This is a genomic window from Prosthecobacter fluviatilis (genome assembly GCF_042655725.1).
GTDB lineage: Bacteria > Verrucomicrobiota > Verrucomicrobiia > Verrucomicrobiales > Verrucomicrobiaceae > Prosthecobacter > Prosthecobacter fluviatilis.
The window spans coordinates 122,892-147,140 of record NZ_JBHSMQ010000011.1 but is presented as its reverse complement, the minus strand read 5'-3'; the positions used below and the strand labels follow the sequence as shown (position 1 = coordinate 147,140).

At 60.5% G+C, this 24,249-nt stretch carries 17 protein-coding genes; 9 read left to right on the top strand and 8 right to left on the bottom strand.

Annotated elements, in window-relative coordinates:
* The first annotated feature begins 139 nt into the window (after positions 1 to 139).
* The 3 genes from ACFQDI_RS22295 (at position 140) to ACFQDI_RS22285 (ending at position 5,042) form a co-directional block, all read left to right on the top strand.
* Complete coding sequence (locus ACFQDI_RS22295) at positions 140 to 2,749, top strand: DUF1549 and DUF1553 domain-containing protein (protein WP_377171124.1); 2,610 nt, start codon at positions 140 to 142, stop codon at positions 2,747 to 2,749.
* 1 nt (position 2,750) lies between these two features.
* Positions 2,751 to 4,118 (top strand): DUF1501 domain-containing protein, encoded by a 1,368-nt coding sequence (locus ACFQDI_RS22290; protein WP_377171122.1) that lies wholly within the window; start codon positions 2,751 to 2,753, stop codon positions 4,116 to 4,118.
* Positions 4,119 to 4,205: 87 nt separating this feature from the next.
* Positions 4,206 to 5,042, top strand: coding sequence for an SF-assemblin family protein (locus ACFQDI_RS22285; protein WP_377171119.1), 837 nt, complete (start codon positions 4,206 to 4,208; stop codon positions 5,040 to 5,042).
* Positions 5,043 to 5,064: 22 nt separating this feature from the next.
* On the opposite strand, the gene ACFQDI_RS22280 is transcribed toward ACFQDI_RS22285, so the two are convergent.
* On the bottom strand, positions 5,065 to 8,955 hold the full coding sequence (locus tag ACFQDI_RS22280; RefSeq protein WP_377171117.1) for a PVC-type heme-binding CxxCH protein: 3,891 nt from the start codon (positions 8,953 to 8,955) through the stop codon (positions 5,065 to 5,067).
* 184 nt (positions 8,956 to 9,139) lie between these two features.
* Here ACFQDI_RS22280 and ACFQDI_RS22275 point away from each other — a divergent pair, with 184 nt between their 5' ends.
* Entirely contained in the window at positions 9,140 to 10,372 is a 1,233-nt protein-coding gene (locus ACFQDI_RS22275) for an LL-diaminopimelate aminotransferase (RefSeq protein ID WP_377171115.1), read from the top strand.
* Positions 10,373 to 10,430: 58 nt separating this feature from the next.
* On the opposite strand, the gene ACFQDI_RS22270 is transcribed toward ACFQDI_RS22275, so the two are convergent.
* The 4 genes from ACFQDI_RS22270 to ACFQDI_RS22255 all read right to left on the bottom strand — a co-directional run bounded on the left by ACFQDI_RS22270 (position 10,431) and on the right by ACFQDI_RS22255 (position 14,044).
* The gene (locus ACFQDI_RS22270) at positions 10,431 to 11,702 is read right to left on the bottom strand and encodes a deoxyguanosinetriphosphate triphosphohydrolase family protein (protein ID WP_377171113.1); all 1,272 of its coding nucleotides are present in this window, start codon (positions 11,700 to 11,702) and stop codon (positions 10,431 to 10,433) included.
* 288 nt (positions 11,703 to 11,990) lie between these two features.
* On the bottom strand, positions 11,991 to 12,359 hold the full coding sequence (locus ACFQDI_RS22265) for a CoA-binding protein (RefSeq protein WP_377171111.1): 369 nt from the start codon (positions 12,357 to 12,359) through the stop codon (positions 11,991 to 11,993).
* Positions 12,356 to 12,709 carry a hypothetical protein gene (locus ACFQDI_RS22260; protein ID WP_377171109.1) on the bottom strand — a complete coding sequence of 118 codons (354 nt, stop codon included), beginning with the start codon at positions 12,707 to 12,709 and terminating at the stop codon, positions 12,356 to 12,358. The genes ACFQDI_RS22265 and ACFQDI_RS22260 overlap by 4 nt, the downstream gene beginning before the upstream one ends.
* A 6-nt stretch (positions 12,710 to 12,715) precedes the next feature.
* Positions 12,716 to 14,044 carry a c-type cytochrome domain-containing protein gene (locus ACFQDI_RS22255; protein WP_377171107.1) on the bottom strand — a complete coding sequence of 443 codons (1,329 nt, stop codon included), beginning with the start codon at positions 14,042 to 14,044 and terminating at the stop codon, positions 12,716 to 12,718.
* An 80-nt stretch (positions 14,045 to 14,124) separates the two neighbouring features.
* Between ACFQDI_RS22255 and ACFQDI_RS22250 the strand changes: the two genes are divergently transcribed.
* The 5 genes from ACFQDI_RS22250 (at position 14,125) to ACFQDI_RS22230 (ending at position 18,839) form a co-directional block, all read left to right on the top strand.
* Positions 14,125 to 14,901 (top strand): creatininase family protein, encoded by a 777-nt coding sequence (locus ACFQDI_RS22250; RefSeq protein ID WP_377171104.1) that lies wholly within the window; start codon positions 14,125 to 14,127, stop codon positions 14,899 to 14,901.
* Positions 14,898 to 15,818, top strand: coding sequence for an ABC transporter permease (locus ACFQDI_RS22245; RefSeq protein ID WP_377171102.1), 921 nt, complete (start codon positions 14,898 to 14,900; stop codon positions 15,816 to 15,818). Before ACFQDI_RS22250 ends, ACFQDI_RS22245 begins: the two co-directional genes overlap by 4 nt.
* A complete protein-coding gene (locus ACFQDI_RS22240; RefSeq protein WP_377171100.1) occupies positions 15,815 to 16,684 on the top strand; it encodes an ABC transporter permease in 870 nt (289 codons plus the stop codon). The genes ACFQDI_RS22245 and ACFQDI_RS22240 overlap by 4 nt, the downstream gene beginning before the upstream one ends.
* Before the next feature lie 79 nt (positions 16,685 to 16,763).
* Complete coding sequence (locus ACFQDI_RS22235; RefSeq protein ID WP_377171098.1) at positions 16,764 to 17,099, top strand: hypothetical protein; 336 nt, start codon at positions 16,764 to 16,766, stop codon at positions 17,097 to 17,099.
* 111 nt (positions 17,100 to 17,210) lie between these two features.
* Positions 17,211 to 18,839, top strand: coding sequence for a peptide ABC transporter substrate-binding protein (locus ACFQDI_RS22230; protein ID WP_377171095.1), 1,629 nt, complete (start codon positions 17,211 to 17,213; stop codon positions 18,837 to 18,839).
* A 66-nt stretch (positions 18,840 to 18,905) separates the two neighbouring features.
* Here ACFQDI_RS22230 and ACFQDI_RS22225 read toward each other — a convergent pair whose 3' ends face one another.
* Genes ACFQDI_RS22225 through ACFQDI_RS22215 form a run of 3 tightly spaced genes read right to left on the bottom strand, consistent with a single transcriptional unit; the run spans position 18,906 to position 24,247 of the window.
* On the bottom strand, positions 18,906 to 20,738 hold the full coding sequence (locus ACFQDI_RS22225; protein WP_377171093.1) for a heparinase II/III domain-containing protein: 1,833 nt from the start codon (positions 20,736 to 20,738) through the stop codon (positions 18,906 to 18,908).
* Positions 20,738 to 22,867 (bottom strand): bi-domain-containing oxidoreductase, encoded by a 2,130-nt coding sequence (locus tag ACFQDI_RS22220; RefSeq protein WP_377171091.1) that lies wholly within the window; start codon positions 22,865 to 22,867, stop codon positions 20,738 to 20,740. The genes ACFQDI_RS22225 and ACFQDI_RS22220 overlap by 1 nt, the downstream gene beginning before the upstream one ends.
* Positions 22,868 to 22,882: 15 nt before the next feature.
* Positions 22,883 to 24,247 carry a phenylacetate--CoA ligase family protein gene (locus tag ACFQDI_RS22215; RefSeq protein WP_377171088.1) on the bottom strand — a complete coding sequence of 455 codons (1,365 nt, stop codon included), beginning with the start codon at positions 24,245 to 24,247 and terminating at the stop codon, positions 22,883 to 22,885.
* Between the last annotated feature and the right edge of the window lie 2 nt (positions 24,248 to 24,249).

Below are 24,249 nucleotides of genomic sequence, written 5' to 3'. Positions count from 1 at the left end.
GCAGGCTTGCGCCTTGCATCTGCGCGACCGCACTCCAAAGCCCTGGCGCGTTGCTCTATTGTCCTCGGCCTGTGGTTAGCAAGCTCCATAATGAAGCGAATGGAAGGACTGCACTGTCTGAGGACGTAGTAAGAGCTCCATGCTTCGTGTCTTTGTACAGTTTGTGGTTCTGATGGTCTCCGGCAGTGTGTCCGCTGCGGAGCATTGGTCGTTTCAGCCGCTGCGGCCGACGGCAGGGGGAAGCATTGATGAGTTTGTGAAGCGCAAGCTGGTGGAGAAGGGACTGAAGCCTTCGCCGCGGGCGGATGAGCGTACGTTGATCCGCCGGGCCAGCTTTGACCTGACGGGGCTGCCGCCTGCGGGAGAGCATGAGGGGGATTTTTCGCAATACGTGGACAGGCTGCTGGCATCGCCGCAGTATGGGGAGCAGTGGGCCCGGCACTGGCTGGATGTGGCGCGGTATTCGGACATGAAGGGGTATGATTATGCCCGTGAGGAAAAACGCTGGGTGCATGCCACGGCGTATCGAGACTGGGTGGTACGGTCATTGAACGATGACATGCCGTATGACCGCTTCTTGCTGCTGCAGATGGCGGCGGACCAGGTGGCGCCAGCGGGCTCGGCGGATTTGGCGGCGATGGGATTTCTCACGCTGGGGCGGCGCTTTCTAGGTGTATCGCACGACATCATTGATGACCGGATTGATGTGGTGACGCGTGGCACGCTGGGGCTGACCGTGGCGTGCGCGCGCTGCCATGATCATAAGTTTGATCCCATTCCCACGCGGGACTACTATGCGCTGTATGGGGTGTTTCAAAGCTGCGCGGAGGCGGTGGTGCCGTGCGCCAAGGGGGAAGATGCGAAACTGACGGAACTGGTGAAGAAGAATCAGGATCTCATGACGAAGCGGCGCGAGGAGCAGATGGCGCGCACGCGGGCGCGAGTGAAGGACTACCAGAAGGCGCTGACGGAGCTGGAGAAATATCCCGAGCAGGGCTTTGACCAAATCATTGACGAGAAGGACCTCAATCCTTTCATCGTGCATCGCTGGAAGGCGTGGGTGGAGGCGCATCCTGGAGTCGAGCTGACGGATGAAGTGCTCAAGAGGCCTGATTCACCGGCTTATGTGCCTGACGAGCACATCACGAACAATGAGATGTATTTTCCCACGGGTGTCATCACCGAGCTGTGGAAGTCGCAGGGCGAGGTGGATCGTTATCTACTCAACAACCGCACTGCGCCGGAGCATGCCACGGTGCTGGTGGACCGCGCGCTGCCGAGCACACCGCGTGTGCTGCTGCGCGGGAATCCGCTGACGAAGGGGGATGCGGTGCCGAGGCAGTTTTTGAGTTTGTTTGGCAAGCAGCAGCCTTTCACTCAAGGGAGCGGGAGGCTGGAGCTTGCGAAGGCGATTATAGACCCGCGCAATCCGCTGACGGCGCGGGTGATGGTGAACCGCATCTGGCAGCACCACTTTGGACGCGGGCTGGTGAGCACGCCGAGCGACTTTGGCAAGCAGGGCACAGAGCCGAGCCACCCCGAACTGCTCGACTGGCTGGCGCAGCGTTTCATTGACTCGGGGTGGAGCATCAAGGCGATGCACCGGCTGATCATGATGTCGGAGACGTATCAGCAGAGCAGCGGCGGCGGGGCGGTGGATCCGGCGCATCCTGATCCGGACAACCGGCTGCTGTGGCGCATGAACCCGCACAGGCTCAGCTTTGAGGAGGCGCGTGATGCGTGGCTGACGGCGGCAGGGCGGCTGAGCCTGGAGGTGGGCGGTGCTCCCCTGCCCTTGTTTGCGGCGGACAATCAACGGCGGACGCTCTACACGCTGGTGGATCGTGAAAATGTGCCGGCGGTGATGCGCACCTTTGACTTTGCCAATCCGGATCTTTCGATCCCGCAGCGCACGGAGACTACTGTGCCGCAGCAGGCGCTGTTTGGGATGAACCATCCGTTTGTGGTGCAGCAGGCGAAGGCGCTGCTGGGGCGTGCGGATGTCAAAGGGGCTGATGCAGCGGGGCGTGTGAGGCGCATCTATGGGCATCTTTTTCAACGAGCGCCGAGGGCGGATGAAATGGAGCAGGCGCTGCGCTTTGTGCAGGAGGATGAGCCACGGGTCATCGTGCAGGCGGACCACTCGAAGGCGTGGCAGTATGGTGTGGGAGAGTGGGATGAGAGCACCGGCAGGGTGAAGGAATTCAAGCCGCTGCCGCACTTCACGGGCAGCGCGTGGCAGGGCGATGAGGCATGGCCGAATGCGAAGCTGGGATGGGCGCAACTCACAGCGACGGGAGGGCATCCGGGGAACGACCGGAAGCATGCGGTGGTGAGGCGATGGACCGCGCCTGCGGATGGCACTTATGCGGTGAAGTCCACGCTGGTGCATGAGCCGGCTCCGGGTGATGGCATCCGCTCCTTCATCAGCCACAGCGAGCAGGGCCGCCTGCATGCGGGGAGGCTGCATCAAGGCAAGGCAGAGCTGAACTTTGACACGCTGGCTTTCAAAGCGGGTGAGACGCTCGACTTTGTGGTGGACATTGGCGAGGTGCTGAACAGCGACCAGTTTTTGTGGTCGATGCGGATTCAGCAGAGCGGCAACGTGGGTGCGGGTGGTGATGATGCGCCTGCGCAAACCTGGGATGCTGAAAAGGATTTTGCCGCGCAGCCTCGCTCGCAGCTCAACAACTGGGAGCAGCTGGTGCAGGTGCTGATGCTGGCGAACGAATTTATGTTTGTGGACTGATATGAACACACCTCTCACGCGCCGAGATTTTTTACGCCGTTCCGGCATGGGGATGGGCATGCTGGGACTGGCAGACCTGCATGCGGCCGCAAGCAACACGAGCAAACCTCATTTTGCGCCGAAGGCGAAGCGGGTGATTCATTTCTTTCTCAATGGCGGGCCGTCGCATGTGGACACGTTTGATTACAAACCGGCGCTGGCGCGGTATGAGGGCAAGGCAGTGCCGAGCCACCGGCTGACGGAGAGGAAGACGGGCGCGGCGTTTCCTTCGCCTTTCAAGTTTCAACGTTATGGGCAGAGCGGCATCGAGGTGAGCGAATTGTTCGCGAAGACGGCGGCGCATATTGATGACATCGCAGTGATCCGGTCCATGCAGGCGCAGGTGCCGAACCATGAGCCGTCGCTGATGCTCATGAACTGCGGCGACTCGGTGCAGCCGAGGCCGAGCCTGGGGTCGTGGCTGACGTACGGGCTGGGCAGCGCGAATGAGAACCTGCCGGGGTTCATCGCGATGTGTCCGGGCGGCATGCCGATCAAGGGAGCTGAGAACTGGCAGTCGGCGTTTTTGCCGGGGGCGTTTCAAGGCACGTATGTGGACTCGAAGCACCAGCAGGTGGATCGTTTGATCGAAAACATCCGCAGCCCGCATGCGGACACGCGGGTGCAGATGCGGCAACTGGAGCTGATGCGGAGCATCAATGAGGCGCACCGGCAGGATCGTGGTGATCCACGGCTGGAGGCGCGCATCCAGAGCTTTGAGCTGGCTTTCCGCATGCAGATGGAGGCGGCGGATGCGTTTGATGTGACGCAGGAGCCGGCGCACATCCGTGCGATGTATGGCGAAGGGGTGCATGGGCGGCAGACTCTCATCGCCCGGCGGCTGCTGGAGCGCGGGGTGCGGATGGTGCAACTCTGGCATGGCGCGGGGCAGCCGTGGGACAACCATGACAACATCGAGACGAATCACCGCAGACTTGCGGGAGAGATTGATCAGCCGATCGCGGCGCTGCTGCATGACCTCAAGCAACGTGGGATGCTGGAAGACACGCTGATCATCTGGGGTGGTGAATTTGGCCGGACGCCCACGGTGGAGCTGAGCGGCGGGAAGTCGAAACTGGGCCGGGACCACAATCACTATGGATTCAGCGTGTGGATGGCGGGTGGTGGTGTGAAAGGCGGCACCGTTTATGGCAGCACGGATGAGCTTGGCTTTGCGGCGGAGCAGAATCCCGTGAGCGTGCATGACCTGCATGCGACCATTTTGCATCTGCTGGGGGTGAACCATGAGGAACTGACGTATCGCTATGCGGGGCGGGATTTCCGGCTGACGGATGTGCATGGGGAAGTGCTGCGGAGAGTTTTGGCCTGAAGCGCCAAGTTCAAACGAAGGAAATCAGAGGTGGTTTTAATGCTTCCCGTGTTGATTTAACGGAGCTCCTGCGAATCCTTGGCATGCATGGGACTTCACCTTACTCTTGCCGCCATTGTCTTTTCCAGCGTGCTGACGCTGCAGGCTGAGGAAGCTGCCCATCCTGCTTCGCGGGAGGAGGTTCTGGTGGGAGGGAGGATCATCAAGCTGCCTGCCCCTGTGGGATATCAGCGCATCGATGGACTGAATCCCGAGTCTGACCGCATGGTGGAGGAAATGCTGCACGCTGCCAACCGTTACCTGGCACGATTTCACCCGACGAAGGATGATGGAACCAAGCTGGACCGCAGTTTTAATGCCCAGGTGCTGCGGAGAGTGGAGAACCAGGAAATCGGGGAGCGCACGTTTGGAGACCTCAAGCAGCAGACCAAAGCGGAGATTGAGAAATCGCAGGAAGCCATACAGCAGGAGATCGCCAAAATCAGCGGCAAGGCGGAGAAGGCCCTGAAGAATGCAACTGATGCCGATGCAGCACTCAGCCTGAGCGATGTGGCCATCCTTGGCTGCTTTGAAGACTCTGCCAGCAGTCTGGGATTCACGATGGCGCTGAACATCGCAGCCAAAACCGGCACTCAATCCACCAAGGACAAAGTCGTGGTGAGCAGCATGATCGTGCCAGTGAACGGACGCCTGATCTACCTGAATGCGAATGCTGACTTTCACTCGGAAGCCGACCGCTTCTGGACCCAACAGGCAGTGACGGCGTGGCGGGATGCAGTGGTGGCGGCCAATCCACGCGTGGCGGGTCCGGCTGCTGGAGGGCTGGATTTTACGAGCCTTGGCCGCTCTGGCGTGATTGGTGGTGTGATTGGTGGTGTGGCGGCGGCAGTTGCGATGCTTTTCAAAAAGAAGAAGCAGGCGTGAGGCCAAGGGCCGTTGCCGCTGGTCAAGGTGCCTTCAGGTAGGATATGAGATCTGCCATCTGCTGGGGTGTGATGGCGGCTTCGAGGCCTTCGGGCATGAGGGAGATGCCGGGGCTGGTGAGGGATTTGATCTCGCTGCGGAGGACTGTGTCGGTGCCGCCGTCGGCGCGTTTGAGAGTGAGGTTGCCGGCGGTTTCGCTGGTGATGAGGCCGGAGAGGGTGCGGCCGTCGTTGGTTTCGACGATGTAGAGCGCGAAGTTGGGCGAGACTTCGCGGTTGGGGTCGAGGACGTTGGTGAGGATTTGTTCGGCGGTCCAGGCTTTGATGGTGCCGAGATTGGGGCCGACGTCGTTGCCGCGATCGAGATGGCGGTGGCAGACCATGCAGAGGTTTTCGTAGATTTTGGCGCCGTTGGTGGGGGAGCCGGTGAGAAGCGGTGTTTTGGGTGTGGCGGAGGCTTCACTGCGGGCAGGATTGCCCGCGCTACTGCCGAACATGGCGGCTGCGTATTTGTCGATGACGGCTTTTCGGTTTGATGAGGAGGCGTCGCCGAGGAGTTTGGTGATGCGTTCGGCGAGTGCGGGTGTTTTCTGGCGGCCGAGCGTGGCTTTGGTGGCGACGCTGAGCTGGGATGGGAGGATTTTTTTGGCTTCGATGGCGTCAAGGAGTTTGGCGATGCGGTCGGTGCGTGAGAGGAGGAGGGTGGCGGCTTTGTCGCGGAGGGTGGGTGTGAGCTTGGGCCAGGCGGTGATGAGGATGTCGGCGACGTCGGGGTCTTGGGAAGAACGAAGTGCTTCAATCGCAGCAAGCTGGAGTTCGGCGGGCTGGGTGGGGACCAGACATTTCAGGATGAGCGGCTCCAGCTTTTGCAATGGCTCGAACAAGGACAGCATGCGCAGAGCCTTGATCTTGCCTGCCTCACTTGATGAGGGCTGGTCGAGAACTTGGTGCGACTCTGCTTGCCAGCGGGTTACATACTCCCGGCTGCTTTGGGTGTATTCTGGCTCCTGGCCTGCCAGCAGTTCTGTGGCTGTTCTGCCTGATGCGATCATGCCTTCTGCAATCGCTAGTATGACCTGCCGTTTTTGATCATCTGAGAGAAGTTTGTGAGAGGCAACTTGTTCGCAGCAGTCCGACGGCGTCATTTTCCACCCTTGGCGAGCAATCATCTCTCCTGCTGAAGCGAGCAGATGGATTTGAGCTGGCTGCAGCGAGCCATGCCCGAGCAGGCCATTAAACAATTCTACACTGTTATGCCCACGGGAACTTAGAAGAGCTGCTTCAAGCCATGGATCGCCTGCGTCGTAAAGAGCGATGTCCGTCACACCCATCACTGGAGGCGGGCCTGACCACAAGCCGGGCTTTAAACCACCGAGAGCAAACGCGGTTTCTAACCGCACCAGTTTGGACAGATCGTGTCGCATGCCCTTGATCTCATCTACTGCGGACCAACCTTCGCTGATGGCATAGGCTTCGACGCTCTGCGCTCGGACTCTTGCGTCGGAGTCGTGAAGGGCGTTTTGGAGGAGTTTTCGACGATCTTCATCAATCCGCCAATCCGGCTTTATCTCCCAACCATTTGCATCAGGATAGGTTCCCTTAAGCTTCTGCTGCCGGTCTTCGGCTAGCTGCCCTTTTGGCTTCAATACAATCGCCAGAACCGACCGTAATGCTGTGAGCCGTCCTAGCGCACTCCCCACACTCACAAGAATCCTCAGCGGCTCTGCTGCCGCCTTGTCCTGCCGCTCAAAAAGCAGTCGCTGGGCGGTTTCGCGGTGCCAAGCGTTGGGGTGGTCGAGGAGGAAGACGAGGTCGGGGGTAGTGAAGGTGCTGAGTTTGGGGGTGGGGCGGGTTTTGAAGGATGCAGGCGCGAGGCGGTAGAGGCGGCCTTTGTCGCGGCCGCGGAGGAGATCGACGGCGGTGTGGATGTCGTCGGGGATGCTCCAGGGGTGCTCGATGACTTCGCGGTACATGTCGCAGACGGTGAGGCAGCCGTCGGGGGCGTTGGTGAAATTGACGGGGCGAGACCAGAGGTCGTCGCTGGTGCAGAAGTTTTTATTTCCGTCCACCTGCACGGCTTTGAAGGTGACACCGTCTGGGACGAGCTTCATGCGGTAGAAGAGATTGCCGGCGACGTCGGCGACAAATGCGAAGTCGCGATACTCGGGCGGGTAGGCATCGCCACGATAGACGGTGATGCCGGCGGAGGAGGTGACGACGCCTGCGCCGACGAGTTCGCTCTTGGGCAGGGTGCTGCCTTCCTGCACCCAGCGTTTGGCGCGGAACTCGCGCCAGGGCTCGGGCGGGCTGGTGCGATAGACGGGGAGCTGATCGCCGGCCTCGGCGCAGTCATTGAGGGCGCTGGGGACGACGAGATAGGGATTGCGGGCGAGGTAGCGGTAGGGCAGGACGACGTGCTGGCAGGGATTGCGGATGTTGCATAGGAAGCGGTTGCCCCAGTCGTCGAAGGTGTTGCCGAAGCGTGCGCCGCCGCTTTCGAGGCGGACATCTCCAGTGGAGGGATCGAAGCTGAAGTCGTTGCGCTTGATGGGGAGCGATTTGAAATCGGCAGGCATGGGCATGACGGATTCGCTGCCGGGGACGCGCTGGATTTCGCCGCCATTGCTGCCACCGGCGATGTAGATGCGGTGGTCGAGGCCCCAGATGGGGTTGTTCATCACGGCCTGGACGTTGAGCTTTTTGAAGCCGGTGAAGACGCGCTGGCGGACATCGGCAACGCCGTCGCCATTGGTGTCCTTGAGGTACCAGACGTCGGGGGTGGCAGTGACGAAGATGCCGCCTTTCCAGCAGGCGGCGCCGGTGGGCCAGGAGAGGCCCTCTGCGAAGATGGTGGCTTTGTCGAAGGTGCCGTCTCCATCGGTGTCGGTGAGGAGGCGGACTTTGCCGATGGCCTGATCGGTGGGGTTTTCCTGGGCGTGCTTGTGATGCTCCTTGTCCGTGTAGGGGTAGTCGTTCATCTCACACACGTAGGCGCGGCCGTCCTCGTCATAGGTGATGGCGACGGGATCGGTGACGAGGGGCTCGGCGGCGATGAGCTGCATCTGGAAGCCGTCGAGGACGTGGAAGGTCTTGGCGGCGTTTTGCGGAGCGGTGGGCGGGGTGGTGGGGAATTTCAGCGCATCAGCGGACCTGACGGTGAGAGGAGCCCAGAGAGTGAGAGCCAGCCAGATGATCATCGGACGTTGCATGCAGTTGAGGACGGCACGAAGCACGCCGTTCTTGCCTGCCAGAGATGCGCAGGAGCGCTTATTCGGCAGCGCCGGAGCTGTCCATGACGCACTGCACCCAGGTACAGACGGAGTCTCGGGAGAGTAAAGATGCCGCAACTGCGAGAAGCTGGCTGCGTCCGGCAGGTGGTAGGGGCCGTTTTCGCTCATGGTGTGATCCTCACCGGGGCAGTGCTGGAGGCCGAGCACGTGGCCGATCTCATGAGGGAGCCATTTGGTGATGGGGGCTGCGATCAGGGAGACGGAGCGGGTGCTCCACCACTTGGATGGGTCGAGATAGATGCGACCGCGGTCCAAGCTCCAGGGGAAGGAGGCGTGGCCCATGCAGCCGAGCTGACCGTTCCAAGACCTGCCCGGAGGAGTGCGAAAGCTGGTGGTGATGTCTGCGCGCTCTCCATCCTGGGCCTGGGCGAAGGTGAATACCCCGGCGGCCTCCCAGCTTTTGAAGCTTTCGTCAATTTCACGCCTGAGCTCTTCCACCGAGAGGCGCCCTGGAACGGGAGTGTCGGTATCGAGCTGCCAGGTGAGGTGTTTCTTGTTCCAGAGCTGGGGCTTGGTGTAGCTGACGGCCCTGGCGTAGCCGAAGGGTTTGGAGGACGTGCTGATCTGTTTGTGCTGCCAGACGACCTCGTGAAAAGCGCAGTTGCTGATCAAGAAGGCAGCCATGAGCCAAGCCTTAGCGAGAATGCATTTTTCTTCATGGTAGCTTGAGATTCCACAATTTTGCATCTCATCTTTGATACAAATTATCATATGTAAGAATTGCGGTGGTTATTCAGTGCCATGTCACGGTTTCGAGGCTCTTGCATCCCTGCCACGACTCGCCACACTGCCCGCCCTTTTCCCCGCCATGGCCTACATCAACGAAAACTACAACAAGCTCAAAGCCGGTTACCTCTTCCCTGAAATCGCCCGTCGCGTGAAGGTCTTCACAGAGGGCAACCCTGAAGCCGCCAAGCGCCTGATCCGCTGCGGGATCGGCGATGTGACCGAAGCGCTGCCCGAGGCCGTACGCGCGGCGATGCACAAGGCGGTGGACGAAATGGGCGACCGTGCGACCTTCCGCGGCTACGGCCCGGAGCAGGGCTATGACTTTCTGCGCAACGCGATCGCCGAGCACGACTTCAAGGCCCGTGGCATCCAGGTAGAGGCCGATGAGATTTTCATCTCCGACGGCAGCAAGTGCGACACCGGCAACATCCTGGACATCTTTGGTGCCGGGAACAAGATCGCGATCACGGACCCGGTGTACCCTGTGTATGTCGATACCAACGTGATGGCGGGCAACACGGGCGATGCCGATGAAAACGGCGCCTACGCTGGCCTGCACTACCTGAAATGCACGCCTGCGAATGGGTTCGTGCCGGAGATCCCGAGCGAGCCGGTGGACCTGGCCTACCTGTGCTACCCGAACAATCCGACAGGTGCAGTGGCCACGCGTGCGCAGCTCGAAGCCTGGGTGAAATACGCTCTGGCGAATGGCACGACTATCCTCTACGACGCCGCCTACGAGGCCTTCATCCGCGATCCGGAGCTGCCGCGCTCGATCTATGAGATCGAAGGCGCGCGCGACTGCGCCATTGAGTTCCGCAGTTTCTCGAAGAACGGCGGATTTACCGGCGTGCGCTGCGGGGTGGTGATCATTCCGAAGGGCCTCATGGGCAAGACCAAGGCCGGGGGCAAGCAGGCGATCCATCCGCTGTGGAGCCGCCGCCACAGCACGAAATTCAACGGCACGAGCTACATCGTCCAACGCGGTGCGGAGGCGATCTACTCAGCCGAAGGCAAGGCGCAGGTGAAGGCGCTGATCGAGCACTACATGGGCAATGCGGCGCTGCTGGTGGAGGCCTGCAAGAAGGCCGGACTGCAGGTGTATGGCGGCGTGAACGCCCCATATGTGTGGGTGGGCTGCCCGAACGGTCTGACGAGCTGGCAGATGTTCGACAAGATGCTGAACGAGGCGAATGTGGTGATCACCCCCGGCAGCGGCTTTGGCAGCGCGGGCGAGGGCTACTTCCGCATCAGCGCGTTCAACAGCCGCGCGAACGTGGAGGAAGTGTGCCGACGGATTGCGCAGCTGTAGTCCAAGACTCCTGATTTTGTTCCTGCGTGGAGCGAGCTGAAAAGCTCGCTCCATTTTTTTATACGAAATCCGTGATGGAACCGAAGTCGGCGTCGAAGAGACGACGGTAGGTGCGGAAGGCGAAGTGGTCGGTCATGTTGGCGATCCAGTCGCAGACGAGACGGGCGCGGGCCGAGGCGTCGGGGGCGGCGTGGATTTCCTTTTCGATAGATGCGGGGAGGAGATGCAGGCCGCGTGGCTGAATGGAGTCAATGTAGCGATCTTTCAGCACGCCGAAGAGCCGGGTGAGGATGAAGTCGGCCTTGTGATCAAGCTGCTGGAGCTGAGGGCTGAGGAAGACGAGCTCGAGGGCGATCTTTTTGTGGAGATCTGCGCGGCGGCGCATGACGGGATCGATCTCCAGCGCGAACTGGTGCCGGCGTGTGCTCTGGCTGAGGAAATTGGCAGCGGGGACGAGCTTGGTGGCGCGGATGCATTCGCCAATGAGACGGTTGAGGCGGCCTTCAACGCGGTTTTCGCGGACTGCTTTGCAGAGGAACTCCACATCTGCCTGATCCGTCTCCGAAAGCTCCTGGTCCCCTGCCCAGCGCTCCATGCGCTGCACATTGATGAACCCCGCGTGGATGCCGTCAGCGATGTCATTGAGCGAGTAGGCGGTGTCGTCCGCCCAGTCCATGATCTGGCATTCGATGCTGCGGAAGGCATTGCGCTCACGGCCGGGCGTGAGCTCCACGGGAAAGGCCTGGCCGCCGAGGGTGAAATCGAGCCAGCGCTCCTGCTCATCGTAGAGGTAGTGGTTTTTCGCCTGGGGGGTCTCGGTGTGGAGTGTCTTGTATTTCAGCACGCCGTCCAGCAGTGCACGGGTGGGATTCATGCCACTGCGGCCCTCGCTGAAGAGCGTCTGCGTCAGAATGCGCAGAGTCTGGGCATTTCCCTCGAAGCCGCCGTAGGGAGCCATCAGCACATGCAGGGTGCGCTCGCCTGCATGACCGAAGGGCGGATGCCCGAGATCGTGGCTGAGGCAGGCGCTCTCGACGAGGTCGGAGTCGATGCAGCATTCGTCATCCAGATACTGGCTCTGCTGGGTGAGCCAGCCGCAGATGCTGCGGCCGATCTGCGCGACCTCGATGCTGTGAGTCAGGCGGGTGCGGTAGAAGTCGTATTCGCCGGAGAGAAAGACCTGGGTCTTGTTTTGCAGGCGGCGGAAGGCGCTGCTGTGGATGATGCGGTCGCGGTCGATCTGGAAGGGACTGCGATACTCGCCGACATGCACAGGACGCGGGTCGAGCGTTTCGAAGTCAAAGGAGGTGTAGAAGCGGTTCGCGGGCATGCGGTGGGTGAGCACGACGCTAGCAGGTCGTGGCGACCGGGCAAGGCCGCTGCTTCAGCGGTTCCGACGAAAGGCGAACTGCTCAGGAGGGACAAGCCCCTCATCGTTCGAATCTCTCTGCCGACGTTTGCCGTCCACAAAGGCGGGCCTGAAAGGGAGGTGCTGAGCTTTTTCTATCTCGTCATCACTCACGCCCTTCGCCCGGAGGCGGCTGCGCTCATAAATTCGATATTTTTGGATCTCAAGCATGGGGGTTAAAGCTACAGACACCCACGCATGGGGCTGTGTTCAAAACTGCCCGGTGTTCAGCAGCACCAAGGTGCAGGCTTCCTCGCAGGTGATTCCGGCTTTTTGCAAAGCCGCAGCCAGTGGTGCATTTTCCGCGCCAGGATTGAAAATGACCCTGCCGGGCTTCAGGGCGAGCAGCTTGTCCAGCAAGCCGGAAGAAATGGCCGGGCCGACGTACATGGTCACGGTATCCACCGGGCCCGAGACCAAGCCCAGATCTGCAACGACGGGAACGCCCTCGATCTCCGTGAGCGCAGGATGCACCGGGACGACCTCATGACCGTGCTTTCGCAGCAGCAGCAGGGCGCGATGGCTGTAGCGTTCGGGGTTGCTGCTGGCACCGATGATAACAACTCGTTCGGGTTTCATGCTTTCTGATCTTCCTCCTCCAGGTGAAACAGATGCAGCGCCCGATGTGCCGCCGGTGCGAGCACGATGCCCATGACCGAAATGAACACCAGCCCGCTGAAGAGGGCGTAGAAGGAGGCGAAGACCTTTGCGGCGTCTGACGGCAGATCACCCATGGGCCCCATGCCGCCCAGGATCATGGAGGCATTCAGGAGGCTGTCGATCCAGCTGAACCCGGCAATGCAGTGATAGCCGAGAATGCCGATGCCGAGAGCGACACCGCAGACGGCCGACGCTATCGTGGCAAATTTGAGCACCCGCCGGACAAAAACCCAGCGCGAAGCAAGAGGGTCTGTGCGTGATTCAAACATGGTGGGCTACCATCCCGGCGACGCCACAAATTGCAACACCGGCTCTGACTTTCCGATCTCGTTGATGCGGACTTTGCCATCGTGGCAGCCGGTGACAAGGCGTGTGGCCTTATCCGTGCGCAGCAGGAGCAGGACATTGACGCGGTCTTCATAAAGCGTGATCCGGTCCTTCGTCCTGCGTGCTTTTGCGTCGATTGAAACCACGGCTCCGCCCCCTGTGGCGGCGAGAGGTGTCCCGGCGTCGAGAAAGCCCAGCGCGAGCATTTCGGTGCGGCCGGCGGGTCTGAGTGAGGCGTCGCTTTTTGCATCGCCAGTGCGACCGCAGCGGAGGATGGCCCCCTCGGCATCACCGCTGATGATTTCTGCGCTGTCGGGAGTGAAGGCCACGCTGAGGACGGCGCAATCATGGCCCGTGAAGGTGGCTTCGACCTCGCCAGTGGCAGCGCCGATGCGTTTCACGGTGCGATCTCGGCTGGCGGTGGCGATGTGATGGCCGTCCGGAGAGAAAGCCATGCCCATGATCCAGTCTGCATGCGGCTCTGACTGCCATATGAGCCTGCCGGAGGGCAGCTCAAAACAGCGCACCTGATTGTCTGCCCCACCACAGGCCAGGAGTCTGCCATCGGGACTGGCCACCATGGCCAGCACGCAGTCCCGTGTGCCGACCAGCCGCCTGCGCTCCTGCGGGAGGGAGGGATTTACCAGCCAGACCTCTCCCGAACGCCCGGGAGTGCCACCGGCAACAGCGAGCTGACCTTCCGTGATCCAGGCAAGAGCCAAAATGCGCTCCGGCATGCCGCTGACGCGCTCCTGGAGCTTTCCGGCCGCGACATTCCAAAGGGTCGCTTCAAAGTAACCGCTGCAGGCGAGCGTGCTGCCGGAGGGAGCCAGGGCCAGCGCGGTGACTGGCAGCGGCCGGGGATACTTTTCCGGCACGCTGATCTTCACACTTTCATTCAGGATGGCCTGAAGACTGGCCTTGGGGTCAGCCACATCCAGCTTTGCACCGCTGGCGATCCATTCACGCATCAGCCGCGTGTCTTTTTCAGGCAGGGCCTCGGCTTTTTTGGGCATGCGGTCGTCGACGTCATGGGTGGTGACCAACCGGTAGAGCTCACTTTCGTCCGGTCTGCCCGGCACCACAGGCGCGGCTTTGCTGTCGCCTGGGAGGAGCATGCACTCGACAGTGTCGAGACGGTAGCCGCCTTTGGCCTTGCCTGAACGGTGGCACTCGACGCACTGGTCGATCAAAGTGGGAGCAATCTGCCTGGAAAATGAGATCTCGGCAGCGACGACAGGGGCTGTAAGGGAAAGAAAAAGCAGCGTGCGAAGCATGGGGTGGTAAGAAACGGCTGCTGCGGGCCGAGTTTGTCGGACGTGTTGCATCAGCCATTTGCCTCTTTTACATGCGGCCTATGAGTTCTAGACCCTGGATCATTGCCGAAACGAACTGGAAAAACGTCCAAGCCACGCGCTATGAGGCGGCGGTGCTGCCGTGGGGGGCGACGGAGGCGCACAACTGGCACCTGCCGTATGCGACTGATTCACTGCAAAACGATGCCATCGCCGCGGAGGCGGGACGCATCGCCTGGGAGGCGGGGGCTAAGGTGGCCATCCTGCCGAACATGCCCTTTGGCGTGCAGACCGGGCAGCTGGACATCCCATTCTGCATCAACATGAATCCCAGCACGCAGCTGATGGTGCTCGAAGATGTGATCAGCAGCCTGGAAGGCGTGGGGGTGATGAAGTTTGTGATTCTGAACGGGCATGGCGGCAACGACTTCCGCCAGATGCTGAGAGAGCTGCAGGCGAAGCACCCGAAGATGTTTCTTTCCACCGTCTCGTGGTTCAATGCGGTGAAGGGAGATGACATTTTCAACCTTGTGGGCGACCACGCCGATGAACGCGAGACGAGCCTGATGCTGCACTTTCATCCGCACCTGGTGCTGCCGAAAGACGAATGGGGGCCGGGCACCGACAACCGGTGGAAGCTGAAAGCCATCAATGAAAAATGGGCGTGGGCACAGCGTGCGTGGACCAAGGCCACGAATGACACGGGCTCGGGAGATCCGCAGCACAGCACGGCTGAGAAAGGCAAACGCTACTTTGAAGCGCTGGGCGCGAAGATCGCGAGCTACCTGATCGAACTCGCAGCCGCGGACATCAGCGATCTTTACGAGCAGCCGAAATGATCCGCTTCATCGTCAGCCGCATCGTGCAGGGCATCATCGTGATCTTTGCGGTGATCACGATCACGTTTGCGCTGCTCAAGCTTTCACCGACGGGACCTTTCCAAACGGAACGGGCATCCACGCCGGAAGCGCTGCAGGCGAAGATCAAGTACTACGGGCTGGACAAGCCGGTCTATGTGCAACTGTGGAGATACTACACGCATTACGCGACATTCACCTTCCGGGAATCCAAAACCTTTCAAGGAAGGGGCGTGGATGAGATCATCGCATCCGGCTTTCCGGTTTCTGCCACGGTGGGAGCCGGAGCGCTGCTGATCGCGCTGAGCATCGGTGTGCCGCTAGGTGCGTACGCGGCGCTGAGACCGAACACGTGGGAGGACCGCAGCAGCACCCTTGCAGCCACGCTGGGCATCTGCACGCCAAGCATGGTGCTGGGCCCGCTGGTGGCGATGCTCTTCGGGCTGAAGCTGCGCTGGTTCAATGCTTCGGGGTGGTTTGACGCATCAGACTGGGTGCTGCCGGCGCTCACGCTTGGCATCATCTACAGCGCCTACATCGCGCGACTCATGCGCGGCAGCCTGCGGGAGACGCTGGCACAGGAGTTCATCCGCACGGCACGGGCAAAAGGAGCGAGTGAAAGCTCGGTGGTTTTTTTTCATGCGATCAAACTCGCCAGCCTGCCAGTGCTGAACTTTCTGGGCCCCGCCGCCGCCGGACTGCTGACGGGGTCGTTCATCGTTGAGACGGTTTTCCAACTGCCGGGCCTCGGTCAGTTCTTCATCGCGGCATCCTTCAATCATGATGATGAGCTGGCGATCGCGATCTCGGCCTTTTACGCAGCACTCATCGTGAGCTTCAATCTGCTGGTGGACATCCTGCAGGCGGCACTGAACCCACGCATCCGACTCCAGGCATGAGCAGCGGGACGAAACAGAGCCTATCACCGATGAGAGCGGCATGGCGGCGCCTCATGCGCAACCGCCTGAATGCATGGGCGCTGGGATTTCTGGCAGTGCTCGTGCTGATGTGCGGCGTGGGCCCGGAGATCTCGCCTTACGACCAGTCACTGCAGAACCTGGAACTGAAAGCCACGAACCCGAGCATGGCCCACTGGCTGGGCACGGACCCCCTGGGGCGTGACATGCTCACGCGCATTTTACACGGTGGACGCGTGTCTCTGGAGGTGGGGCTGCTGGCCACAGGAGTGGCAGCCATCATCGGTGTGTTGTACGGCATGATCTCCGGCCTGGCAGGCGGGCGCACCGATGCTGCGATGATGCGCATTGTGGACATCCTGTATGCGTTTCCGTTTATCAATTTCGTCATCCTGCTCATGGCCATAGTAGGGCGTGAATTCTGGCTGATTTTTGTGGCCATCGGTGCAGTGGAATGGCTGACCATGGCGCGGGTGGTGCGGGGGCAGGTGCTGGCGCTGAAGAATCTGGAATTCATCGTGGCAGCGCGCGCGAGTGGCGCCGGGTTCTGGCACATCGTGTGGCAGCACCTGCTGCCGAATGTGACAGGGCCAGTCATCATCTACGCCAGCCTGACTGTGCCTGGTGTGATGCTGCTGGAGGCGGCGCTGAGCTTTCTGGGACTGGGCATCCAACCACCGGATGCAAGCTGGGGCGTGCTGATCCGTGAAGGTGCGACTTCAATGGAGAGCTACCCGTGGCTGCTGCTGTACCCTGGGATCTTTTTCTCTGTGACGCTGCTGGCGCTGAACCTGCTGGGCGACGGACTGCGCGATGCATTCGACCCGAAGTCGATGTCACAGCAGTGAGAAAAAATATATTTTGAAGGGGACTGAATAGAAGCGGAGCAGCCACGTCAGAGTGTGAGGAAACCCAATCCACACACACATGAAAACACTCTTCTCAGTCATCGCCGCCGCCGCAGTTTTTGGTTTTGCAGCGCCTTCCAATGCCAAGGCTGACTGCCCGGGCGAGACCCGCATTGTTGGCTACACCAGCTTTGGCGCACCGATCATTTCCGTGTATCAGGTCGTCGGGTACGACGCCTATGGCCGCCCCATTGGTCAATGGGTGACCCAGGGAGTGCAGTATGGCTGCCAGCCTCCACGTCCTGTGATCGTCCAGCCCAGCATCAACTTTGGCGTCGGACTCGGCGTCAACGGCTGCCGGCCGAACTACGGCTATGGCTACGGCCACCACCATCATCACGGTTTTCACAGGTAGTAGCGTGAAGACCTGACCCGTGGCTGCCCATGCGGCCCCGCCAGTGCACTGGCGGGGCCGTTTTTTTGATGCCCCGTTGCATGAATGACGTGGCTCGTGTCATGTCCGGGCATGCGCTGGATTTTTCGTGCTCTCATTTTCATTTTGATCTTTGGCGGCATCGCATGGTTTCATCACGTGCGAACACACCGCCCGACACGTGTGGAGGCGGCGACACGCGCCGGCATACTGCTGGCAGGCAACGGCAGCGAGCCGGCGACGCTGGATCCGCACCTGGCGAGCGGACAGCCTGAGCATTTGATCTTCCACGCCCTGTTTGAAGGGCTCATCTCACCGGCTCCAGAAAATCCGGATGGGGATGCACCAGGTGCGGCCGCCTCATGGAGTGCCGAGAACTACACCGTCTGGACTTTCAGGCTGCAACCCAAGGGCAAATGGAGCGACGGCACGCCTGTCACGGCTGCGGACTTTGTGTACTCCTACCAGCGCATACTGACAGCAGAGCTGGGTGCAGACTATGCCAACATGCTTTACCCCATGCTCAACGCCGAGGAATACCACACCGGGAAGATCAAAGACTTTTCCCAGGTGGGAGTGAAAGCACCTGATCCGCTGACGCTGCAGATCACGCTGAAGGGGCCGGCGCCCTACCTGCCGAGCATGATCAAACACTACGCCTGGTTTCCGCTGCCGAGGCATGTGATCGAAAAATTTGGCAAAATGACCGAGCGCAGCACGCGCTGGACACGCCCCGCGAACATGGTCTGCAACGGCCCCTTCAAGCTTAAAAGCTGGGAGGTCAACCAGGCGCTGGAGGTGGAGCGGAATCCGCACTACTGGGACGCAGCCACGGTGAAGCTCAATGGCATCGTCTTTCTGCCAATCTCCAGCGACACCACCGAAGAGCGCGCCTTTAATGACGGGCAGCTGCATATCACGCTGACGATGCCGCTGTCCAAGATTCCCACATATCGTGAAAGCAGGTCCCCATTTTACCACAACGATCCGCTGCTGAGCGTGTACATGTACCGCTGCAACACGACGAAGAAGCCTTTTGACAATCCGCTGGTCAGAAAAGCCCTGGCGCTGTCGATCGACCGGGAGAGCATCACCCGCAACATTCTTCGCGCCGGGCAGCAGCCTGCCACGGGCCTGACCCCGCCGGGGTGCCACCCGGACTATCAGGCGCCCAGCGTCATGCATTTTGATCCTGCCGAGGCGCGAAGGCTTCTGGCCGAAGCCGGATTTCCAGACGGCAAGGGTTTCCCACCCTTCAACATCCTGATCAACACCAGCGAGTCTCATCGCTCACTCGCCGAGGCCGTGCAGGCGATGTGGAAGGAGCACCTTCACATTCCTGCGGGCGTGCTGAACCAGGACTGGGGGGTGTACATTGAGTCTCAGCGCAAACTGGATTATCAAATCGCCCGTTTTGGCTGGGTCGGCGACTACCTCGATCCCTCCACGTTTCTGGCCATCTGGCAAACGGGAGACGGCAACAACAACACCGGCTGGGGAAGCAGGCGATACGACGAACTCATTCATCAAAGCTTTCAGGAAGGTGATGTGCAGAAGCGGCTGCAGATGCTGAAGGAGGCCGAAACCCTCCTGCTGAACGAAGCCCCCATCCTGCCTGTGTATTGGTACACGCACTCCTACCTGATGCGGCCCGAGGTCAGGGGCCTGCGGCCGTCACTGCTGCAACATCGCTGCTACAAGGCGGTGGAACTGAGGCCGTGAACTGAAAATGAAAAAGGCGCGGGATTCACTCCCACGCCCTGCATTTGCCTGCCATTTTCCGACGGATCACCCGGGCTTGCGCCAGATCGTGGCAAGGGCACCCCGAAAGGTGATCTTCAAGGCCTGGGATGTCGCCAATTCACGAAAGTGAGGCGAGACCTGGCACTCGATGATCTCACAGTGCTCGATGGCGTCTCCGCTCACTGTGACGAAGACAGAAGCTGATCCGGCATGATGGCAGACAAAGCCGAGGCCATGCTGCCGCTCAATACGCCAGCCCGGGGCCAGACACCACGTCACCACATGGGCCGAGGCAGAGCCGACATCGTCACAAATCTGAACCTGATCCTGCGAGGCATGCACGGCACGGCGGGTAACGTGTGCAGCACAGGCGAGGCTCATCAGGCAAATGTCTCCGCTGACTTCGAGATAAGGCCTGTCATGGTGATCCGCCCACAAAAAAGCCCCGCTGCGGCGGGGGCAGGTCCGACCAGCAACGGGCACAGGGCCATTATGCGCCTCCCATGAAGCCAGCCTGGCTCTCAACGCTGGGTTGCTGTAGTAAGCACCTGTGCCAGGGTCCACGATGAGGGCGCACTGCTCAAACCACAGCGAGACATGCAATGCATCGAGGTGGCCATGCGCCGCCATGCTGCCCAGCCCCAGGGGGGAGGCATCTGCTCTGACCGTCCAACATGCATCACGCCAGACTGCCTGGCCACTTTCCAGATGAGCGAGCCATTTGCCATGAATGGAAGCTTTCACTCCTTTGGGGGGCTCCCCGAGCCAGAAGCGAAGGACGGAGCCTTCCGCCCTGCCGAGAAACCAGCCGCGAAACTCCGCTGCAGCCTTTGAGCGACTCAAAGGCAGCGGCAGCACCTGCGCATCATCGGAGTCACCAAAATCCCAGCACTCCGGCGCTTCGCCAACATCGACGAAATACTGCGCCGCCAGGTGCAGGCGGTGCTGCACCTCTTTTTCGAAACCACCTGCGGCCGCCCCTGCAAGCCAGCACATCTCCCAGGCAAAAAGGTGGTAATGCAAGGCCTGCTCCCTGTTGCCGCCATCGCTGGCAAACTGCTGCAGAATTTCATGACCGAGGAGCTTCACGACCTGCTGAAGCGGGCAGATCATGCTTGCCAGCGAGGGCCAGCGTGCCAGCGCCAGCACGAGTGAGGCGAGTTCACCGATGAGATGATTGTTTGCGGAAGAGCCGAAGGATCTGCGATGCCAGACCCACCATGAATGCACGGGAACGATGCGGGCGGTGAGCGCATCCTGCCTGCGGGCAAGCTCAGGATCATTGCAGCCACGCACCAGGGCGTCGAACCAGCAGAAGTTGATCAACCTGATGGCAGCCTCCAGAGGACTCGTCCAGTTGATGCCGTACCCTGCCGGATTGCGGTCGCACCAGTCTTCCAGCCAGAGCTGGGAAACATGGATGGCATGGACATCTCCATTCAGGGCACTGTGCATGGCCATGCGCGTCATTTCGCTCCAGCGATTGACCTCCCAGATGGCCCGTGCGTCGGCGTCGTGCTCCAGACGGCGGTGATCGATCTTGCGTGCCGGAATGGCCGGATCAACCACGACGCCCAGGGTTGCATCCCGATGCCAGCAGGGCGGCGCCCCGGTCTCGATGCTTTTCCAGCCAAAGAGATCCCATTCCCCGCGCATGAGCTTTGCTGCGTCCGAAGCCAGCTGCTTACCCAGCTCAGGAGGCACATGCTCGCGCCCGGGCAGCTTTGGAACGTCATTGAAAGCGCCGTCCCATGGCTGACGGGAGATGCGCCTGAGGTGTGCGACTTCAAAGGCCCGGCCCAGGCGCTCTGCGACACGGCGGCAGATTTCCGCCATGCTCATCGCACGCAACCGCTGCATGTACCAGCCCAGTTTCATCACAGTGCGATGCTACGCCCTTCGCGGAGAGACTCCAGCACAGCAAACGTGAGCTGCATGCTCTGACGTGCCTGCTCATAGGGGAGCGGATGCGACCCGGCACCATGCAGGAAGGCCAGCCATGCCGCCATTTCCTCTGCGTGGCCTTTGGAGGCGAATGATTTCACCCGTTTTCTCCGCTGCTGGAAGACTGACAGCTTCATGAAGTTTTCGCACTCGCATACCAGGCCGCTGGCGAAGACGCGGAATGTCTCCTTGGGGAAAGCGGGGTCGCCTTCGGAGGAATAAATCACCTGCGCGGAGGAACCGTCTGCGAACACGATCTGTGCTGTGACGGAGTCTGGCACCGTGGGGCGGCCGACTGTCTGAGCCATGACCTTGACGGGCCTGCCAAGCAAGTGACAGGCAAAATCAAAGAAATGGCAGGCCTCCCCGAGCACGCGCCCGCCACTTTCCGCGACATTCGCATACCAATGATCCGGTGCGAGCACGCCTGCATTCACATGAAATGACAAAGTCTTGGGGCCTGAAACAGTCTTCAGCAATTCCAGCACCGCCGCTGTGGCCGGAGCAAAGCGCCGGTTAAAACCCACCATGACACTACCCTCGGAGGCAAGCATGGCCGTGTCGATCTGGGCAAGCTCGTCAGCGTTCAGGCAGAGAGGCTTCTCAACAAAAACGTGCCTTCCTGCCTGGAGAGCCTGGAGCACCAGAGGGGCATGGAGGTGATGACGCGTGCCGATCATGAGCGCCGAAGATCCGCGAGCCATTATTTTTGACGCATCTGTCTCTGCGCTTTCAAAACCGAACTTTTCTTTCACATGCCGGGCCGAGAGACCCGTAGCGTTCACAATGGTGCCGAAGGATATTTTTCCTTTGGCATGTGGCAGCAGCATGGTGCGCACGAAATTGCCGGCACCGACCACGTCGAGCGACTGGATTTTGCGAGGCTGCTCAGCCTGGATCCGAACTGGGAACTCCCTGGCTTCGCCACTGCTTCTGTCGGGCTCTGAGGAACAGGTTTTGCCATACTCGATCAACACTCCGAGTTCACTTCCGAGCTCGTCGTAAACTCCGAGCACATCTTCGAAAGCGACTCTGCGTGTAGTCACGGGATTCAGATCAAGGCGCCCTGTGCGCATCAACTCCAGGCAGGCCTCAAAGTTGCGATTTTCCGTCCAGCGGACATGGCCGAGCGGGTAGTCCTGCCCTCCCCATTCATACTGCGGATCGTAGCGACCCGGGCCGTAGCTGCGAGAGTAGCGAACCTGTATGTCCTTCATGTACGCGGTTTTCCACGAGAGCTCTGCATCGTAAATGCCCACGATCACCATCACGCCGCGATCACGCAGGCATGAAATGGCGGTGTCTGCAGGACCGGGCCCCTTGCCACCGACGCAGAGCAGCACTGCATCGACTCCATAGCCGCCTGTCCATGTGCGAACTTCGTCCGCGAGGCTGGACTGTGATGGGTTAACGACGCATTCCGCCCCCATGGCAAGCGAGGCCTGCAAACGACTGGAGACAAAATCTACGCCCATGACGCGCGCACCGGAGGCCTTCAGCAGACTCGTCGCCAAAAGGCCCACGAGCCCCTGCCCCAACACCAGAACGCGCTCGCCAAGCCCAGCCCCACTCTGACGCACCGCCTCCATGGAAATGGACGCCATGGTGGTGTATGCAGCCTGCCATTCTTGCACCCCCTGAGGAATGCGTGATGCCAGCAGATCTGGCACAGCGATCATCTCCGCATGGAAGGCGCACTCTGCGCCGCCGCAAGCCACGCGATCGCCGACCTGGAAACGGGTGTTGAGCTCGTCCACGGCCACGACAATGCCTGCTGCCGAATAGCCTAATGGGGCAGGCGACTCCAGGCGGTTGCGCACCTTCTGCAAGGCGGCTTTCCAGCCCAGGTTCTTTGCTGTGTCGATGACTTTTTTGACCTGATCCGGCCGAGCCTTAGCCTTTTGCAAAAGGGACATCCGAGCCTGCTCGACCTTCATACGCTCTGTGCCGGGCGAGATGACCGAGCATAGGGTTTGAACGAGGATTCCTCCCGGCGGCGGCACGGGTGCAGGAACGTCCTGCAGCTCAAGGCGACCGTCCTGATATTGGGCGAGTTGTTTCATCAATGAATAGTCGAACTACTGTTTCAGCCTGCTGACCAGCCACTTGTGCTTGCCAGCGCTGGTTTTCTCCACTTCAGGGACCTGCCGCAAAATGAGCGTAAAGTCATCGCCCAGCTTTTTCAGCAAGCCTGACTGCATCGCCTGCTCACGACTGGTCTGCCACTGCGGCCCGGCTTGAAAGCGGCATTCCACCACTCCGGGCTGCTGCTGGAAGAACTGGACGGCGAGCAGAGCCTCAAAAATGCGGTCGTGCATGTTGATGGCGGTCAGCGAGATACGACGGCCCGTGGCGCTGACGAGAAACTCGTAATCACGGCCCACGATTTCAGAAACCACACCGTCCTTGATTCTAGCATAGTCACCTGTGCGATACCGGATTAGCGGCATGACATGATTGTGAAAAGAGCTGCCGATGATCTCGCGGTTTCCTTCAGCATCCGGCTCACCGTATTCGACGTAGCCGTAGGCGGGCCAGAAATGCAGATGATCTGAGGTGCGGCCCTGAGCGGCGAGCAGCACGCGCTCACTATGGCCATACCAGTGGAACACCCTGGCACCGAAAAACTGCTCCAAATAGTGCTGAGACTCTGCTGTGAGCTTTTCTGAACCGCAAAGGAGTGATGTCAGGCTCAAGTCGAGCTTCAAGCCTATTTGCTCCAGCCCGCGAGCGAGCATCAAGGCTGCGCTGGGATAGGCATGCAGGTGGTGCGGGCGGAAGCGATTAAGTGCGGCAACATACTCAGGCAGGCGCTCCATCGTGAGATGGTAGGACGAAAGGATGAGCCAGTTTCGGGTGGCGTCATAATAGCTGATGCCGCCATCGCTCCTGCTGGAGGTGACGCCGCCACGGATCACTGCCACGCGGTCTCCGACACGATACCCGCGCCGAGACCATTGCGCCTCCAGATAAGCCTGTTCCTTGGGACGGCTCACGCCTTTGTGCAGATAAAAGCCCACGGGCACGCCGCTGGAACCGCCGGTGCTGATATAGAGACGCTGCTTGGCATCGAATTCAGGATTGAGCATCTGCTCGCGGTGCAAGATCAGGTCCTGCTTGGTCAGCAGCGGATAGTCTTTAAACTGCTCCAGCGACTCGAACTTCGCCGGATGCACGCCGCAGGCTGCGAAGCGCTCTGCGTAAAATGGCGCCTTTGCAGCGGCCAGCAGGGAGTCGCGCAGAGCTGAGAACTGATAGCGCCGGATCGTTTCCTCATCCCATGCCTCCGACTGATGCGCTTCGCTTTGAAAGCGTGCGTAAGCCGGACCGTAGCGCAGGGATGACGGGAGAGCCCGATAGGCACGCCCGGCCAGGGACTTCACCGGCTGGGGGGCCAACTCATAGAGCTTGAGCAGCGGATAGAGCGTGTCTTCGAGAGACATGG

Coding starts and splice junctions, on each gene's coding strand:
- ACFQDI_RS22295 (WP_377171124.1), top strand. CDS start 140: ATGCTTCGTGTCTTTGTACAGTTTGTGGTTCTGATGGTCTCCGGCAGT.
- ACFQDI_RS22290 (WP_377171122.1), top strand. CDS start 2,751: ATGAACACACCTCTCACGCGCCGAGATTTTTTACGCCGTTCCGGCATG.
- ACFQDI_RS22245 (WP_377171102.1), top strand. CDS start 14,898: ATGATCCGCTTCATCGTCAGCCGCATCGTGCAGGGCATCATCGTGATC.
- ACFQDI_RS22240 (WP_377171100.1), top strand. CDS start 15,815: ATGAGCAGCGGGACGAAACAGAGCCTATCACCGATGAGAGCGGCATGG.
- ACFQDI_RS22215 (WP_377171088.1), bottom strand. CDS start 24,247: ATGTCTCTCGAAGACACGCTCTATCCGCTGCTCAAGCTCTATGAGTTG.
- ACFQDI_RS22275 (WP_377171115.1), top strand. CDS start 9,140: ATGGCCTACATCAACGAAAACTACAACAAGCTCAAAGCCGGTTACCTC.
- ACFQDI_RS22270 (WP_377171113.1), bottom strand. CDS start 11,702: ATGCCCGCGAACCGCTTCTACACCTCCTTTGACTTCGAAACGCTCGAC.
- ACFQDI_RS22260 (WP_377171109.1), bottom strand. CDS start 12,709: ATGTTTGAATCACGCACAGACCCTCTTGCTTCGCGCTGGGTTTTTGTC.
- ACFQDI_RS22225 (WP_377171093.1), bottom strand. CDS start 20,738: ATGAAACTGGGCTGGTACATGCAGCGGTTGCGTGCGATGAGCATGGCG.
- ACFQDI_RS22285 (WP_377171119.1), top strand. CDS start 4,206: ATGGGACTTCACCTTACTCTTGCCGCCATTGTCTTTTCCAGCGTGCTG.
- ACFQDI_RS22255 (WP_377171107.1), bottom strand. CDS start 14,044: ATGCTTCGCACGCTGCTTTTTCTTTCCCTTACAGCCCCTGTCGTCGCT.
- ACFQDI_RS22220 (WP_377171091.1), bottom strand. CDS start 22,867: ATGAAACAACTCGCCCAATATCAGGACGGTCGCCTTGAGCTGCAGGAC.
- ACFQDI_RS22250 (WP_377171104.1), top strand. CDS start 14,125: ATGAGTTCTAGACCCTGGATCATTGCCGAAACGAACTGGAAAAACGTC.
- ACFQDI_RS22235 (WP_377171098.1), top strand. CDS start 16,764: ATGAAAACACTCTTCTCAGTCATCGCCGCCGCCGCAGTTTTTGGTTTT.
- ACFQDI_RS22280 (WP_377171117.1), bottom strand. CDS start 8,955: ATGGCTGCCTTCTTGATCAGCAACTGCGCTTTTCACGAGGTCGTCTGG.
- ACFQDI_RS22230 (WP_377171095.1), top strand. CDS start 17,211: ATGCGCTGGATTTTTCGTGCTCTCATTTTCATTTTGATCTTTGGCGGC.
- ACFQDI_RS22265 (WP_377171111.1), bottom strand. CDS start 12,359: ATGAAACCCGAACGAGTTGTTATCATCGGTGCCAGCAGCAACCCCGAA.